The sequence below is a fragment of the Polymorphospora sp. NPDC050346 genome, from assembly GCF_040655695.1.
Classification (GTDB): domain Bacteria; phylum Actinomycetota; class Actinomycetes; order Mycobacteriales; family Micromonosporaceae; genus Polymorphospora; species Polymorphospora lycopeni.
The window spans coordinates 1-14,406 of record NZ_JBFAKM010000018.1 but is presented as its reverse complement, the minus strand read 5'-3'; the positions used below and the strand labels follow the sequence as shown (position 1 = coordinate 14,406).

The following is a 14,406-nucleotide window of genomic DNA, read 5'->3' as shown; positions in this document are numbered from 1 at the left end:
CGGACGGAACGGCGCCGGCGCGTACGCTCGGCGGCAGGTCGTCACCGCCCCGGGGGGAGTGGCCGTGGCCGAGTTCCGGATCGCGACGTTCAACGTCGAGAACCTCGACGAGACCGCACCCGACGAGCGGCCGTCGTTGGCCGAGCGGGTCGCGCTGATGAAACCGCAGATCGTGCGCCTGCGGGCCAACGTGGTCTGCTTCCAGGAGGTGCACGGCCAGGAACGTCCCGGGAAGCCACGGGCGTTGCTGGCGCTCGAGGAACTGCTCGCCGGGACCGACCTCGCCGGCGCGCCGATGACCAGCACCCGGCCGGACGGCGACGCGGTCTACAACGAGCGGAACCTGGTCGTGGTCTCGCACCACCCCGTGCTGGCGCACCGGCAGCTGCGCAACGACCTGGTCGCCCGGCCCCGCTACACCCGGTTGACGGCGGTCCCCGCCGACACGGCCCCGGTCGAGATCGGGGTGGAACGGCCCGTGCTGCACGTCGAACTCGACCTCGCACAGGTCGGCGGCGGACGGCTGCACGTCGTCAACGTGCACCTGAAGTCGAAGATCCCCACCGACATCCCCGGGCAGAAGCTCGACAGCTACACGTGGCGCAGCGCCGACGCCTGGGCCGAGGGCACGTTCATCTCGAGCATGAAGCGGATGAGTCAGGCCCTGGAGGTCCGCCGCCTGGTCGACCAGATCCTCGACGCCGACCCCGGGGCCCGGATCATCGTCGCCGGCGACTTCAACGCGACCCCGGACGAGATTCCCGTCCTGGCCATCCGCGGCAACGTCGAGGACACCGGCAACCCGGACCTCACCAACCGGGTGCTCGTCCCGGTCGAACACACGGTGCCTGCCTCGTCCCGTTACACCCTGTTCCACCAGGGACACGGCGAGATGCTCGACCACATGCTCGTCACCCGCAACCTCCTGGCCCACTACCGGGGCTCGGAGATCCACAACGAGATCCTGCACGACGAGTCCGCCGCCTTCGGCACCGACCGCAAGTATCCGGAGTCCGACCACGCACCCGTCGTCGCCACCTTCGCCTTCTGAGCCCGCCCCGCCGCCCCGCCCGTGGCGGGGTGGCGTCGATCATGGACAAACCGTGCCCGCCGTGTCGGGTTTGTCGCCTAACTGGTCCTTGATCAACGGGAGGTGGGGGTGAGGAGGCGGGCGCGGTGGTCGCGGTTGGCGTCGATGAGCCGGTCGAGGGCGTCCCGGGCCGTGGTGAGTTCCCCGATGTGGTCGGTGATGCGGTCACGTTCCCGCACCATCCGTTCGAACGCCTCGTCGGAGTTCTGCTCGCTGGGTGAGTCGACGCAGGGCAGCAGCTCGGCGATGGTCCGGCTGGAGAGTCCGGCGGCGTACAGGCGCTGGATGAAGGCCACCCGCCCGATCTCGTCGCCGGTGTAGTGCCGCTGACCGCTGGGGCTGCGGGTGCTGACCAGCAGGCCCTGCTCCTCGTAGTAGCGCAGGGAGCGCACGCTCACGCCCGTCCGTGCCGCGAGGTCTCCGATCCGCATGCCACCTCCGCGGTAACCCGTGTCTCAATGCTTGCATCTGACGTCAGTGTCAGGTTTTAGCGTAGCCGGGCGCCCGGTCGGCGGGCGTGCCCCCCGTGGGACGTCTGGAAGGCAGTGCGGACTGTGACGACTCTTTTCGACCGCTACCGGCTCGGCGAACTGGACCTGCCCAACCGGGTGGTGATGGCCCCGATGACCAGGGTCCGCGCGGCCGCGGGCGGTCTGGCGACGCCGTCGATGGCGACCTACTACGCCCAGCGCGCCACCGCCGGGCTCATCGTGACCGAGGGGGTGCAGCCGAGCCTGGTCGGGCAGTCCAACCCGGGAACGCCGGGGCTGCACACCGACGAGCAGGTGACAGCCTGGCGGCAGGTCACCGGCGCGGTGCATGCCAGCGGCGGGCGCGTCTTCGCCCAGATCATGCACGGCGGCCGGGTGTCGCACCCGGAGACGACGGGGCTGCGGCCGGTCGGGCCGTCCGCGGTCCCGGCCCTCGGCGAGGTGTTCACCCCGACCGGACCGAAGCCGGCACCGGTCCCGCGGGCGCTTCCCACCGCGGAGGTGCCCGAGCACGCCCACTCCTACGCCGACGCCGCCCGGCGGGCCGTCGACGCCGGCTTCGACGGGGTGGAACTGCACGGCGCCAACGGCTACCTCATCGGCCAGTTCCTCTCCACCGGCGCGAACCTGCGCACCGACCGCTACGGCGGGTCGATCGGCAACCGGATCCGGTTCGCCGTGGAGGCGGTGTCCGCGACCGTCGAGGCGGTCGGCGGCCACCGGACCGGCATCCGGCTGTCGCCCGGCGCCGGCATCTGGGGCGCGACGGAAACCGACGTACCCGAGCTGTACGGCGCGCTGCTCGCCGAACTCGCGCCGCTCGGGCTGGCGTACGTCCACCTCGAGGCGACCACCGACGAGGAGGTGCTGCTCGGGCTCCGCGCCGCCTGGCCGGGCACCCTGGTGGTGAATCCGGCCTTCCCGATGGGGCCGCGTCCGACGGACCGGGCGGCCGCCGACCGCTGGCTGGGCCTCGGGGCCGACCTGATCAGCTTCGGCCGCGCCTTCATCGCCAACCCCGACCTCGTCGAGCGGCTGCGCCAGGGGCTGCCGATCGCGCCGGACGACCCGGCGACCTGGTACGTCGGCGGTGACGCCGGATACCTGACCTACCCCGCGTACCGGCACGCGGTCTGACCCGTACGGCGCCGATGACAAAATACATCGAGCGAGATAGATTGATCCATCTCAACGAGGAGGGGTCATGGCGCTCGATCGTCGTTCGTTCCTGGGTAAGGTCGCCGCGACCGGAGCGGCCGCGGCCGTCGTGCCGACCCTGGCCCTGCCCGGCCGGGCGCAGGCCGCCACCTGGAAGAAGCGCCTGACCGGCGCCGACCTCGACACCAACAGCCGTTGGCGGGTCGCCGGCACCGACCTCGGCATCCCGTACGTGCTGGAGAACGGCTCGATCGGCTACCTGCTCGGCGACACGTTCGACACCCCGTGGCCGGAGGGGCCGCCGCTGCCCAACGACTGGCGCTCCCCGGTGATGCTGCGCTCCAACATCCACCCGGGGGCGCCGGGCGGGGTCGTCTTCGACAGTGCCGCCCGGGTCGCCGGCAACGGCCGGGCGCCGGAGCTGATGCACAACGGCCACAACGGGATCGGCATCGACGGCCTCTGGGAGGTGACCGTCATCCCCAACGACGGGATCAGTTTCCCGGAGACCGGCCGGCAGCTGATCTCGTACATGAGCATCGAGAACTGGCACTCGGCCGGGCCGGCCGGCCCGCAGTGGAAGTCCCGCTACGCCGGACTGGCCTACTCCGACAACGGCAACGACTTCATCCGTACGCCGCTGAAGTGGTGGAACAACGGCAACAACACCGACCCGTTCCAGATGTGGACGATGCAGCGGCACGGCGACTGGGTCTACGTCTTCTCGGTGCGGTCGGGGCGCCAGGACGGCCCGATGATGCTGCGCCGGGTCCGCTGGGACCGGCTGTTCTTCCCCGAGTCGTACGAGGGCTGGGGCTGGAACGGCAGTGACTGGGGCTGGGGCCGGCCGTGCACGCCGATCCTGACCGGCCGGTTCGGTGAGCCGTCGGTGCGCCGGCTCGCCGACGGCACCTGGGTGATGGCCTACCTGAACTGCGCCACCGGCAACATCGTCACCCGTACGGCGCCCGGCCCGGACCGGGTCTGGACCGCGGAGAAGATCCAGGTCACGCACTGGCAGGAGCCGGCCCTGTACGGCGGCTTCATCCATCCGTGGTCGGCGACCGGCACCAACAACCTGCACCTGATGGTCTCGAAGTGGACCCGGACCCCGGACGGGCGCAGCACCGCCTACCACGTGAGCCAGTTCGTCGGCACCGCCTGACGCCGACGGTCAGTGGCGGGGGCCGGCCGTGTCGAGGCGGGACGTCTCGTTGTCGAGGATGATCTGCGCGTGTTCCAGCGCCCGGGAGCTGTAGACGCCCGAGGCGCGGGCGTCGAGCAGGGCCGTCTGCGCCGCCTGGAGCAGCAGCCGGCGCAGCTCGCGGCGCTGGTGCAGCCGGCCGGGTTCGGCCGGGTCGTGGGGTTCGGCGAGGGCTTTGGCGATGGCGGTGTTGTCGTGCCGGACCCGTTCCACCACCTTCGGGTCGAAGGGCTGCCCGTTGGCCTGGCGCAGGTCGGGGTTGTCGAGCGTGGCGCCGCCGACGGTGGTGATCTCGTCGATCAGGCTGGCGAGTTCGCGCCGGTCGGCGTCGGCGTCGGTGCCGGAGATCCGCAGTTTCCTGATCACCAGGGGCAGGGTGCCGCCCTGGCCGAGCAGGGTGACGATGGCGACGGTGAACGCGATCAGGATGAGCTGCGGCCGGTAGGGCAGGTCCGCGGGCAGTGACTGCGCGGCGGCCAGGGTCACCACGCCACGCATGCCCGACCAGCCGATGACGACGCCGCCGCGCCAGCCGAGTCCCTCGGCGGCGAGGAAGCTGGCGTCGGCGTGCCGACGGCGCAGCCGCCGGTCGAGGCGACGTAGTCGGCGGTCGCCGTCCGTGGCGCCCTGCTGAAGTTCGTCGACCCGGGCCAGGGCGTTCTCCAGGTACGGGGTGAGGCGGGCCGCCCGGCGCTGGTCGTGCCGGAGCGAGGCGATCAGCGGTACGACGTACACGATGCGGACCACGACGAGCGCGGCGGTCACGACCAGGCCGACCGCGACGGCCCCGGCGACGCTCAGGTTCTGGTTCTCGACGTCGTGGACGATCGCGGTGATCTCGAAGCCCATCAGCAGGAAGACGCCGTTTTCCAGCAGGAGTTGGATGGTGCGCCAGTTGGTGCGGTCGTTGATCCTGGACTGGGCGCTGAAGTGCCGGGCGCTCTGGTGCCCGGTTACCAGGCCGGCCACGACGACGGCGAGCACGCCGGAGGCGTGCAGTTCCTCGGCGGGGATGAAGGCGAGGAACGGCACCGCGAACGAGATCGCGGTGTTCAGCACCGGCTCGTCGATCCGGGCCCGTACCTGCACGGTGAGCAGCCCGACGACCAGGCCGATGACCAGGCCGACGGCGACCGCGAAGACGAAGTCGCCGAGTACGCCCCACAGCGACACCGCGCCGGCGGTCGCGGCGACGGCCGAGCGCAGCATCACCAGGGCGGTCGCGTCGTTGACCAGCCCTTCGCCCTCGAGGACGGTGACCAGCCGTGGCGGCAGTCCGAGGCGTTTGCCGACCGAGGTGGCCGCCACCGCGTCCGGCGGGCTGACGACGGCCCCGAGCGCGACGGCCGCGGCCAGGCCGAGGTTGGGCAGCAGCAGGTGGAGCAGGAGTCCGATGGCGAAGGCGGAGACGAGCACCAGCAGGACGGCGAGGCTGCTGATGGCCTTGAAGTTGCGCCGGAAGTCGCTGGCCGGCAGGTTGACGGCCGCCGAGTAGAGGATCGGTGGCAGGACGACCATCAGGATCAGGTCGGGGTCGACGGCGAACTCGGGGGTGCCGGGCAGGTAGCTGCAGACGATGCCGACGACGACCAGGGCGATGGGGGCGGCGACCCCGATCCGGGGAGCGAAGTACGCCACCGTCACGATGATCAGGATCGCGGCCACGCCGAGAACGGCGAGTTCCATCTCCACGGTGTCACCGGCCTTCCCTCGCCCGTCCGGCCCGCGACGGCTCGTGCTCCCGGGCGGACGCCGTGTGCACTATATGTGACCGTCCGTGGGGAACTCCCTGATCAGCGGGTGTTTCCCGGGGAGGGCGTGGGGGGAGTGGTCGGGCCGCCGGTGCAGGATGGCCCGATGAGTGCTGCGACGGTGCCCGTGGACCGGCACGCCGAGTTCGTCATCGCCGGTGAGCGTGGCCTGCTGTCCCGGAGCATGGAGTGGGCGGCGCACAGCCATCCCGTACACGAGCTGTTGTGGGTGCGGCGCGGGTCGATGTCGGTGACGGCCGGTCACCGGGTGTGGATGCTGCCGGCCGGGATCGGGGTGTGGATGCCGGCCGGTGTGGTCCACGCCGGTACGGCGGCGGCCGGCTCGGACTTCCACGCCAGCTTCTTCACCCCGCACACCGCCCGGCCGGGGCCGGTGGTGTGCTCGCCGGAGCCGGTGGCGCTGGAGGTCACCCCGCTGCTCGAGGGGTTGCTGGAGCACCTGCTCGCCGACGACCTGACGACCGGCGCCCGGCAGCGCGCGGAGGCGGTCGTGTTCGACCTGCTGCGCCCGTCGAGCCGGTCGTGGGGGTGGGCGATCCCCGACGACCCGCGCATCGGCGACCTGGTCCGGGCGCTGGTCGACGACCCGGGGGACCGCCGTTCGCTGCGCGAGTGGGCCGAGTCGGCCGGCCTGAGCAGTCGTACGCTGGCCCGCGCGTTCACCGCCTCGGCCGGTGTCTCCTTCACCCGCTGGCGGTCGATGCTGCGGGTCTACCGGGCGCAGCAGTTGCTGGCCGAGGGGTTGTCCGTGGCGGACGTCGCGGAAGCTGTGGGGTACGACACGACGAGTTCCTTCATCGAGGCGTTCCGCGCCGTGGTCGGGCGTAGCCCGGGGGCGTACCGCGCCATGCTGTCTGATTAGCCGTATTCGCTGGCACCCGGCCGGGATTGCGACGCACCCCAGGACACCCTAAGTTAGGCAAGGCATACCTGGCTTGGAGGTCCGGTGACGATTGGTGCCGTCGTGGGCGACGTGCCGCGCGTACGAAGCGGCGGCGGTCGCGCCGTCGTGCTCGCCGGCATCGCCGTGGCACTGCTCGCCCTGGTCACGCTGAGCCTCTTCGTCGGCTCCGGCGACATCACCGCCGCCCAGAGCTGGCAGGCGCTGCGCGGCGTCGACCCGGACTCCCCGGCCGGGATCATCGTCCGCGACTACCGCGTACCCCGCACGATCCTGGCCGTCCTCGTCGGCGCCGGACTCGGCGTCGCCGGCGCGGTCACCCAGGCGCTGACCCGCAACCCGCTGGCCGACCCCGGCATCCTCGGCGTCAACTCCGGCGCCTTCTTCTTCGTCGCCGTCGCGGCCGGCTTCCTCGGCGTGACCTCCATCGCCGGGTACGTGTGGTTCGCCCTGCTCGGCGCGATGCTCACCTCCGTCCTGGTGTACCTGGTCGGCTCGACCGGCCGGCAGGGAACGAACCCGGTCAAGATCGTGCTGACCGGCGTCGCCGTCGGCGCGGTCTTCACCGGCCTCAGCTACGGCATCACGCTCACCCACCCCGACGTCTTCGACCGGATCCGGTTCTGGCAGGCCGGCTCGCTGCAGGGCCGCCAGATCGACGTCGTCGTCGGCGTCGCTCCGTTCCTGGTGATCGGCGTCGTGCTCGCGCTCATGCTCACCGCCGGCCTGAACGCGCTCGCCCTCGGCGACGACGTCGCCCGCTCCCTCGGCGCCCGGACCGCCGTCGTACGCGTCACCGGCTTCACCGCGATCGCCCTGCTCTGCGGCGCCGCGACAGCCGCCGTCGGACCGCTGTCGTTCGTCGGCCTGATGGTGCCGCACGCGGTCCGGATGATCGCCGGCCCCGACCAGCGGCGCGTTGTCCCGCTCTGCGTCCTGACCGCCCCGGTGCTGATGCTCACCGCCGACATCGTCGGCCGGGTACTGCTCGCCAACGAGGTACCGGTCGGCATCGTCGTCGCCTTCCTCGGCGCCCCGCTGCTCATCTGGCTCGTCCGGCGCCCACCGGCGAGGGCACTGTGAGCAGGCCGGGCGAGGGCGCTGTGAGCGCGCCGGCCACCGTCGGCCCGCCCCCGCTGTGGCCGCGCCGCGTCCGGGTGCTGTCCCTCGGCGACTCGTACCGGCTGCGGATCGACACCCGCGTCCTCACCGTCGGCGCGGTCCTCGCCGTCGTGGCCGTCGGCGTCGCCGCCTGGTCGCTGACCGTCGGGCAGACCGAACTGTCACCGGCCCAGATCTGGGCCGCGCTGACCGGCCAGGGCGAGACCGCCGTACGGCGCACCGTCGTCGAATGGCGGCTGCCCCGCGTCCTGATGGCGGTGCTCGGCGGGGCGGCCCTCGCGCTCAGCGGCGCCCTGTTCCAGACCCTGACCCGCAACCCGCTCGGCAGCCCCGACATCATCGGCTTCAACACCGGCGCGTACACCGGGGCGCTGCTGAGCGGCGTCCTGGTCGGTGGCTCGTACCTCGGCACCATCGTCGGCGCGCTCCTCGGTGGGCTCGGCACCGGGCTGCTGGTGTGGGCGCTCGCGATGCGCCGGGGCCTGCAGGGCTACCGCCTGATCGTCGTCGGCATCGGGGTCAGCGCCCTGCTCGCCGCCGTCAACGCGTACCTGCTGATCACCCTCAGCCTCGAACAGGCCGCCGCGGCGGCGATGTGGGGCGCCGGCTCGCTGGACACGATGACCTGGTCGCAACTGGTGCCGGTCGCGCTCGCCCTGCTCCTCCTGGCCCCGGTGACCGCCCTGCTCGGACGCGGGATGGGACTGCTGCCCCTCGGCGACGACGCCGCGATCGGCCGCGGCCTCGACGCCGGCCGGCTGCGGGTGTGGCTCCTGCTCGTCGGGGTCACCTTCACCGCAGTGGTGACCGCCGTCGCCGGCCCGATCTCCTTCGTCGCCCTGCTCGCCCCGCAACTCGCGGTCCGGCTGGCCCGTACCCCGCACATCCCACTGGCCTGCTCGGCCCTGATGGGCGCGGTGCTGCTGACCGTCAGCGACCTCGTCGCCCGGACCGTGATCGCGCCCACCCAGCTTCCCGTCGGCGTGGTCACCGTCGTGCTCGGCGGCGTCTACCTCGTCTGGCTGCTCGCCGCCCGGACCCGAAAGGCCTGACATGGTCACCACCGAAGCCGGGACCGCCCCCGCCGCTCCCGCCCCCGCTGGCGCCGCCGACCAGGCCCGCCGGCTGGAGGTCACCGGCCTGCGGATCGGCTACGACGCCCGGGTCGTCGTCGACGACCTCGACCTGGCCGTACCGCCCAACTCGTTCTCGGTCATCGTCGGCCCCAACGCCTGCGGCAAGTCGACCCTGCTGCGCAGCCTGGCCCGGCTGCTCGCCCCGCAGCGCGGAACCGTGCTCCTCGACGGCGCCGACGTACGTTCCATGGGCACCAAGGAACTCGCCCGCAAGGTCGGCCTGCTGCCGCAGAGCACCACCGCCCCGGAGGCGATCACCGTCGTCGACCTGGTGGCCCGTGGCCGCTACCCGCACCAGCGCCTCTTCCGCTCGTGGTCGGCACAGGACGACGCCGCCGTCCGGGCCGCGCTGGAGGCGACCCGGCTGACCGCGCTCGCCCCCCGGCCGGTCGACGAACTCTCCGGCGGCCAGCGCCAGCGCGTCTGGATCGCCATGGTGCTCGCCCAGCAGACCCCGATCGTGCTGCTCGACGAGCCGACCACGTTCCTCGACATCGCCCACCAGATCGACGTGCTCGACCTGTGCCGGACCCTGCACCAGCAGGGCCGCACCCTGGTCGCCGTCCTGCACGACCTCAACCAGGCCGCCCGCTACGCCAGCCACCTCATCGCCATGAAGGGCGGCGCCGTCGTCGCCCAGGGACCGCCGGGCGAGGTGGTCACCGCCGGCCTGGTCGAGGAGGTCTTCGGCGTACGCGCCCGGATCCTCACCGACCCGGAGACGGGCACCCCGATCGTCGTCCCGCTGGCCACCGGCGCCGTCATCGCCGAGTCCTGAGACCCACCCGCACCACTACGACTAAGGAACCCCATGCGCATCTCCCGCCTGTTCCCGCGCTGGTCGGCCGCCGCCGCAGCGGTGGCCGTCCTGCTGGCCACCGGCGCCTGCTCCACCGGCGACGACGGCGGATCGTCCGGCGGCGAACTGCTCGGCTCGGTCGAGACCAACTACGGCCTCGTCGAGATCCCGAAGCCGGCCGACGGCGACCTCAAGGTCGTCGCCCTCGGCTGGTCCGACGGCGAGGTCGCCCTGTCGCTCGGCGTCAAGCCGGTCGCCATCTACGACTGGCAGGACCACGGCGAGGCCAGCAAGGGCGTCGGCCCCTGGGCCACCGCCGCCTTCGGCGACTCGACCCCGGCCCTCATCGAGCGCGGCGGCGAGACGCTCAACTACGAGCAGATCCAGTCCTTCGAACCCGACGTCATCCTCAACGCCCGCAGCGCGTTCGACGACCAGGCGTACGCCCGGCTGAGCCAGATCGCCCCGACCGTGTTCGCGCCGAAGGGCACCCCCGACTTCGCGCTCGACTGGCGTACCCACACCACGCTCATCGCCCAGGCCCTGGGCCGGGTCGAGCAGGGCCAGGCGCTGATCGCCGACCTCGACGCCACCTTCGCGAAGTACGTCGGCGAGAACCCGACCTTCCAGGGCGTCACCATCGTCTCCGGCTCCAAGTTCGGCGACGCGTACGGCGCCAACCTGCCCGGCGACGCCCGCTTCGACATGTACGGCAACCTCGGCTTCACCCTCAACCCGCCGGTGGCCGCGCTGCCCGCCTCCGGCTTCTTCGCCCCGGTCTCCGTCGAGCAGGTGCCGGCGATGGACGCCCAGGTCGCCGTGCTGACCACGATCGGCTACCCGATCAGCGCCATCCAGCAGGACCCGCTGATCTCCTCCCTCGACGTCGTCAAGGACGGCCGGACCGTGTTCCTCGACCCGGAGGGCGAGGCGATGCAGGGCGCCACCGCCGGAACCGTCGCCGGCCTGAAGGTCGCGCTCGCCGCCGTCGTACCTCAGTTGCAGGCCGCCGTCGCCAAGCTCGACCGCTGAACCGCCCGGTCGCGGGCGCGCGCCCCGGCGCGTGCCCGCGACCGCCGCACACGAGGGAAAGACTGATGACGATCGCCACCTTCACCTCCACCGGACACCGCCGGACGGGTCGGCCGGGCAGGTGAGCGGAAAGACCAGTGCCGGTGGCCGCCGGCTCGTCACCGACGCCCGGCGCGAGAACCGTGGCCGCCTCGTCGCCTCGGCCGCCCTGTTCAGCGGACACCAGACCTGCGAAGCACTCGTCCCGGTCGCGATCGGTGTCGCCATCGACTCCGCCGTCGTCACCGGCCGCCACGACCTGCTCGCCGCCAGCCTCGCCGGTCTCGCCGTACTCTTCACCGCCCTCATCCTCTGCTGGCGCTGGGCGGCCCGGCTCGGGCTGGGCGCCGTGCTCGACCGCGCCCACCGGCTGCGCCGCCGGCTCGGCCGCAGCATGCTCGACCTGTCCGACCCCGCCCGCACCCGCCCCGACGGCGAGCTGCACTCGATCGCCTCCTCCGACGCCGACCGCGCCGCCCGACCCGTCGAATACACCAGCGGCCTGATCGCCGCCTCGGCCGCGATCGTCGTGTCGTGCGCGATCCTGTTCGGCATCGACGTACGCCTCGGCGCACTCGTCCTCACCGTCGCCGTCGCCACCACCGTCGCGCTGAACCTGCTCTCCCCGACGATGACCCGGCGCAGCCACGACCAGCAGCACACCGCCGCACAGGCGTCGGCGCTCGCCGCCGACCTCGTCGCCGGCCTGCGGGTCCTGCACGGCCTGTCCGCCCGCGACCACGCCATGACCCGCTACCGCGCCGCCAGCACCACCGCCGCCCACGCCGCGATCCGGGCCGGGAACACCCTCGCCCTGCAACGCGCCGCGACCCTGGCCGCCGGCGGCCTCGTCCTGCTCGTCGCACTTCTGGCCGCCGGCGCGCTCGCCGTCGACGGCCAGATCACCGTCGGGGCACTCGTCGCCGCCGTCGGCGCCGCCCAGTTCCTCAGCGAACCGCTGGCCATGCTCGGCACCCACCTGCAGTTCCGGGCCGGCACCCGGGCCAGCGCCGAACGCGTCGCCGCCGTCCTGGCCGAAAAGTCCACAACAGACGGACCCGGTACGTCGACGGCCGCCCCGCCCCGGCCCGGCCCGCTCACCCTCACCGCGGCCGGCACCTTCACCGCCGCCCCCGGCGAGTTCGTCGGCGTCGTCGCCGACCCCGCCGACGCCACCGCCATCCTCGCCGCACTCACCCCCGGCACCGGCCCGACCCCGTTCACCGCCGAGCTGTCCGGCGTACGACTCGACAAGCTCGACCGCGACGACCGACGCCGCCTGGTCCACGTCGAACCCCACCGGGTCGACCTGTTCACCGGCACCCTGCACGACAACCTCATCCTCGGCACCGGAGCCGGCACCGACGGGCTCGACGCCGGCTCCGGCCTGGACGGGCTCGACGCCGGTTCCGGCCTGGACGGGCTCGGCGCAGGCTCCGGCCTGGACAGGCTCGGCGACGCCCTGCGGGCCGCGGACGCCGACGAGTTCGTCACCGCCACCGCCGACACCCCGCTGCGTGACCGGGGCACCAACCTCTCCGGCGGCCAGCGCCAGCGCCTCGCCCTGGCCCGCGCCCTGCACACCGCCCCCGACCTGCTCGTCCTCGACCGGCCCACCACCGCCGTCGACTCCGTCACCGAACAGCGCATCGCCGACGGCATCCGCCGGCACCGGCACGCGAACGGCTCACCCACGACCACCGTCGTGCTCACCAGCAGCCCCACCCTGCTGGACCGCACCGACCGGGTCGTCCTCGTCGTCGCCGGGCAGGTCGCCGCCACCGGCCGGCACCACGATCTGCTGCGCACCAACCCCGACTACCGTGAACGGGTGCTCCGATGACCCGGCTGCCCATCGCCGACGCGAAGACCGTACGCACCGGACTGCTCCGCCAGATCCGGCGCCGCCCCGGCCCCACGCTCACCGCCCTGGCCGCCACCGCCGCCGCCGCGCTCGCCGGCCTCGCCCCCGCCCGGATCATCGGCATCCTCGTCGACCGGGTCCTGGCCGGAACCACGTACGACGAACTCGTCCGCCTCCTGATCTGGACCGCCGTCGCCCTCGCCGCCGGCGCGCTGCTGACCGGACTCGCGGCCGCGCTCACCGTACGCGCCGGACAACTCCTGCTCGCCGCCGTACGCGAGGACGCCCTCGACGCCGCCCTGCACCTGCCCACCGACACGATCGAGGAAGCCGGCCGCGGCGACCTGCTCAGCCGGATCAGCGACGACGTCGGCATCGTCGCCGAAACCGTCACCAACCTGCTCGCGGTCTGGGTGTCGTCGGCGGTCGTGATCCTGCTGACCGTGGCCGGACTCGCCACCCTCGACCCGTGGCTCGCCCTCGCCGGCTGCGCCACGGTCCCGGTGTACGTCTTCGCCCTGCGCCGCTACCTGCCCCGCGCCGTCCCGCTCTACGCCGAACAACGCGTCGCGTTCGCCGACCGGGCCGAGACGATCCTGTCGACCCTCAGCGGCCTCGCCACGATCGGTACCTACCGCGCCGAACCCCGCTTCGTCGCCTCGATCGACGCGTCCTCGGAACGGGCCCGCGACATCTCCCGCCGCGCACTGTGGTTCGTCACCGGCTGGGTGAAGTGGCTCAACATCGCCGAACTCGTCGGCCTGTCCGCGATCATCGCCACCGGATTCCTCCTCGTCGACGCCGGCACCACGACGGCCGGTGCCGTCACCACCGCCGCCCTCTACTTCCACCGCCTCTTCGGACCGCTCGGCGTCGTCGTCATGAGCGTCGACGACGTCCAGTCCGCCATCGCCAGCCTGGCCCGCATCCTCGGCCTGGGAACCGTGCCGGGCCGGGCACGGCAGACCCCGGCACCACCGCCCGCCGGCCCCGCCACCGTCGAGATCAGCGGCCTCCACCACACGTACGACGCGAACCCGGTGCTGCACGGCATCGACCTGCGGATCGCGGCGGGGGAGCGGGTCGCCCTCGTCGGCGCCAGCGGAGCCGGCAAGACCACCCTCGCCGGCATCGTCGCCGGCACGCTGACCCCCACCGCCGGCACCGTCGACGTACGCGACCCCGCCGGGCAGCGGCCCCGGGTGATCCTGGTCGCCCAGGAACCGCACGTCTTCGCCGGTCCACTCTCGACCGACCTCCGCCTCGCCCGGCCCGAGGCCACCGACCAGGAGATCACCGACGCGCTGGCGCTGGTCGGCGCCGACGGCTGGGTACGGCAACTTCCCGACGGCGTCGACACCCGCATCGGACCCGGCCACACCCAACTCGACGACGAGCAACGCGCCCAGGTCGCCCTGGCCCGGGCCCACCTCGCCGCGCCGTCACTGGTCATCCTCGACGAGGCCACCGCCGAATCCGGCAGCCATCACGCCGACGTGCTGGAACGGGCGGCGGAACGGGTCTGCGCCGGCCGGACCGCGCTGGTCATCGCACACCGGTTGGGGCAGGCGGCCCGCGCCGACCGGGTCGTGGTGATGGAGCACGGGCGGGTCGTCGAGGAGGGCACCCACGACGACCTGCTCGCCCGCGGTGGCCCGTATGCCCACCTCTGGGCAGCCTGGAAGCCCTGACCCGCCCGTGGCGGGTCTGTGGATTTAACGGTGTTTCCGGCCTGACCTGCCAGGCGTTGTGCCTGGTGAGGAGGGTGCCGTGATGACCGCGACACTGAACGACCAGA

General features: G+C 72.8%; 12 protein-coding genes. 10 read left to right on the top strand and 2 right to left on the bottom strand.

Going from position 1 to position 14,406, the window contains the following annotated elements:
- The first annotated feature begins 64 nt into the window (after positions 1 to 64).
- Positions 65 to 1,051 carry an endonuclease/exonuclease/phosphatase family protein gene (locus AB0I42_RS19570; RefSeq protein ID WP_357538947.1) on the top strand — a complete coding sequence of 329 codons (987 nt, stop codon included), beginning with the start codon at positions 65 to 67 and terminating at the stop codon, positions 1,049 to 1,051.
- A 92-nt stretch (positions 1,052 to 1,143) separates the two neighbouring features.
- Here AB0I42_RS19570 and AB0I42_RS19565 read toward each other — a convergent pair whose 3' ends face one another.
- Positions 1,144 to 1,521, bottom strand: a complete 378-nt coding sequence (locus AB0I42_RS19565) for a MerR family transcriptional regulator (protein WP_357538946.1) — start codon at positions 1,519 to 1,521, stop codon at positions 1,144 to 1,146.
- A gap of 123 nt (positions 1,522 to 1,644) precedes the next feature.
- On the opposite strand from AB0I42_RS19565, the gene AB0I42_RS19560 reads away from it, so the two are divergent.
- Both AB0I42_RS19560 and AB0I42_RS19555 read left to right on the top strand, forming a co-directional pair.
- A complete protein-coding gene (locus AB0I42_RS19560) occupies positions 1,645 to 2,718 on the top strand; it encodes an alkene reductase (RefSeq protein ID WP_357538945.1) in 1,074 nt (357 codons plus the stop codon).
- Positions 2,719 to 2,785: 67 nt separating this feature from the next.
- Positions 2,786 to 3,904, top strand: coding sequence for a DUF4185 domain-containing protein (locus AB0I42_RS19555; protein WP_357538944.1), 1,119 nt, complete (start codon positions 2,786 to 2,788; stop codon positions 3,902 to 3,904).
- A 9-nt stretch (positions 3,905 to 3,913) separates the two neighbouring features.
- On the opposite strand, the gene AB0I42_RS19550 is transcribed toward AB0I42_RS19555, so the two are convergent.
- A complete protein-coding gene (locus tag AB0I42_RS19550; protein ID WP_357538943.1) occupies positions 3,914 to 5,629 on the bottom strand; it encodes a sodium:proton antiporter in 1,716 nt (571 codons plus the stop codon).
- 171 nt (positions 5,630 to 5,800) lie between these two features.
- Here AB0I42_RS19550 and AB0I42_RS19545 point away from each other — a divergent pair, with 171 nt between their 5' ends.
- The 7 genes from AB0I42_RS19545 to AB0I42_RS19515 all read left to right on the top strand — a co-directional run bounded on the left by AB0I42_RS19545 (position 5,801) and on the right by AB0I42_RS19515 (position 14,299).
- Positions 5,801 to 6,577, top strand: coding sequence for an AraC family transcriptional regulator (locus tag AB0I42_RS19545; protein WP_357538942.1), 777 nt, complete (start codon positions 5,801 to 5,803; stop codon positions 6,575 to 6,577).
- A gap of 84 nt (positions 6,578 to 6,661) precedes the next feature.
- A complete protein-coding gene (locus AB0I42_RS19540; protein WP_357538941.1) occupies positions 6,662 to 7,699 on the top strand; it encodes an iron chelate uptake ABC transporter family permease subunit in 1,038 nt (345 codons plus the stop codon).
- A 20-nt stretch (positions 7,700 to 7,719) separates the two neighbouring features.
- Positions 7,720 to 8,790, top strand: a complete 1,071-nt coding sequence (locus AB0I42_RS19535; RefSeq protein WP_357538940.1) for an iron chelate uptake ABC transporter family permease subunit — start codon at positions 7,720 to 7,722, stop codon at positions 8,788 to 8,790.
- Between the two features lie 88 nt (positions 8,791 to 8,878).
- Entirely contained in the window at positions 8,879 to 9,652 is a 774-nt protein-coding gene (locus AB0I42_RS19530; protein WP_357539064.1) for an ABC transporter ATP-binding protein, read from the top strand.
- A gap of 33 nt (positions 9,653 to 9,685) precedes the next feature.
- Complete coding sequence (locus tag AB0I42_RS19525) at positions 9,686 to 10,705, top strand: ABC transporter substrate-binding protein (RefSeq protein ID WP_357538939.1); 1,020 nt, start codon at positions 9,686 to 9,688, stop codon at positions 10,703 to 10,705.
- Positions 10,706 to 10,826: 121 nt separating this feature from the next.
- Entirely contained in the window at positions 10,827 to 12,587 is a 1,761-nt protein-coding gene (locus AB0I42_RS19520) for an ABC transporter ATP-binding protein (protein ID WP_357538938.1), read from the top strand.
- Entirely contained in the window at positions 12,584 to 14,299 is a 1,716-nt protein-coding gene (locus tag AB0I42_RS19515) for an ABC transporter ATP-binding protein (RefSeq protein WP_357538937.1), read from the top strand. The genes AB0I42_RS19520 and AB0I42_RS19515 overlap by 4 nt, the downstream gene beginning before the upstream one ends.
- Positions 14,300 to 14,406: the final 107 nt, after the last annotated feature.

Excerpts from the sequence above, each read along its gene's own strand:
- AB0I42_RS19550 (WP_357538943.1), bottom strand. The coding sequence starts at position 5,629 with ATGGAACTCGCCGTTCTCGGCGTGGCCGCGATCCTGATCATCGTGACG.
- AB0I42_RS19555 (WP_357538944.1), top strand. The coding sequence starts at position 2,786 with ATGGCGCTCGATCGTCGTTCGTTCCTGGGTAAGGTCGCCGCGACCGGA.
- AB0I42_RS19565 (WP_357538946.1), bottom strand. The coding sequence starts at position 1,521 with ATGCGGATCGGAGACCTCGCGGCACGGACGGGCGTGAGCGTGCGCTCC.
- AB0I42_RS19515 (WP_357538937.1), top strand. The coding sequence starts at position 12,584 with ATGACCCGGCTGCCCATCGCCGACGCGAAGACCGTACGCACCGGACTG.
- AB0I42_RS19525 (WP_357538939.1), top strand. The coding sequence starts at position 9,686 with ATGCGCATCTCCCGCCTGTTCCCGCGCTGGTCGGCCGCCGCCGCAGCG.
- AB0I42_RS19545 (WP_357538942.1), top strand. The coding sequence starts at position 5,801 with ATGAGTGCTGCGACGGTGCCCGTGGACCGGCACGCCGAGTTCGTCATC.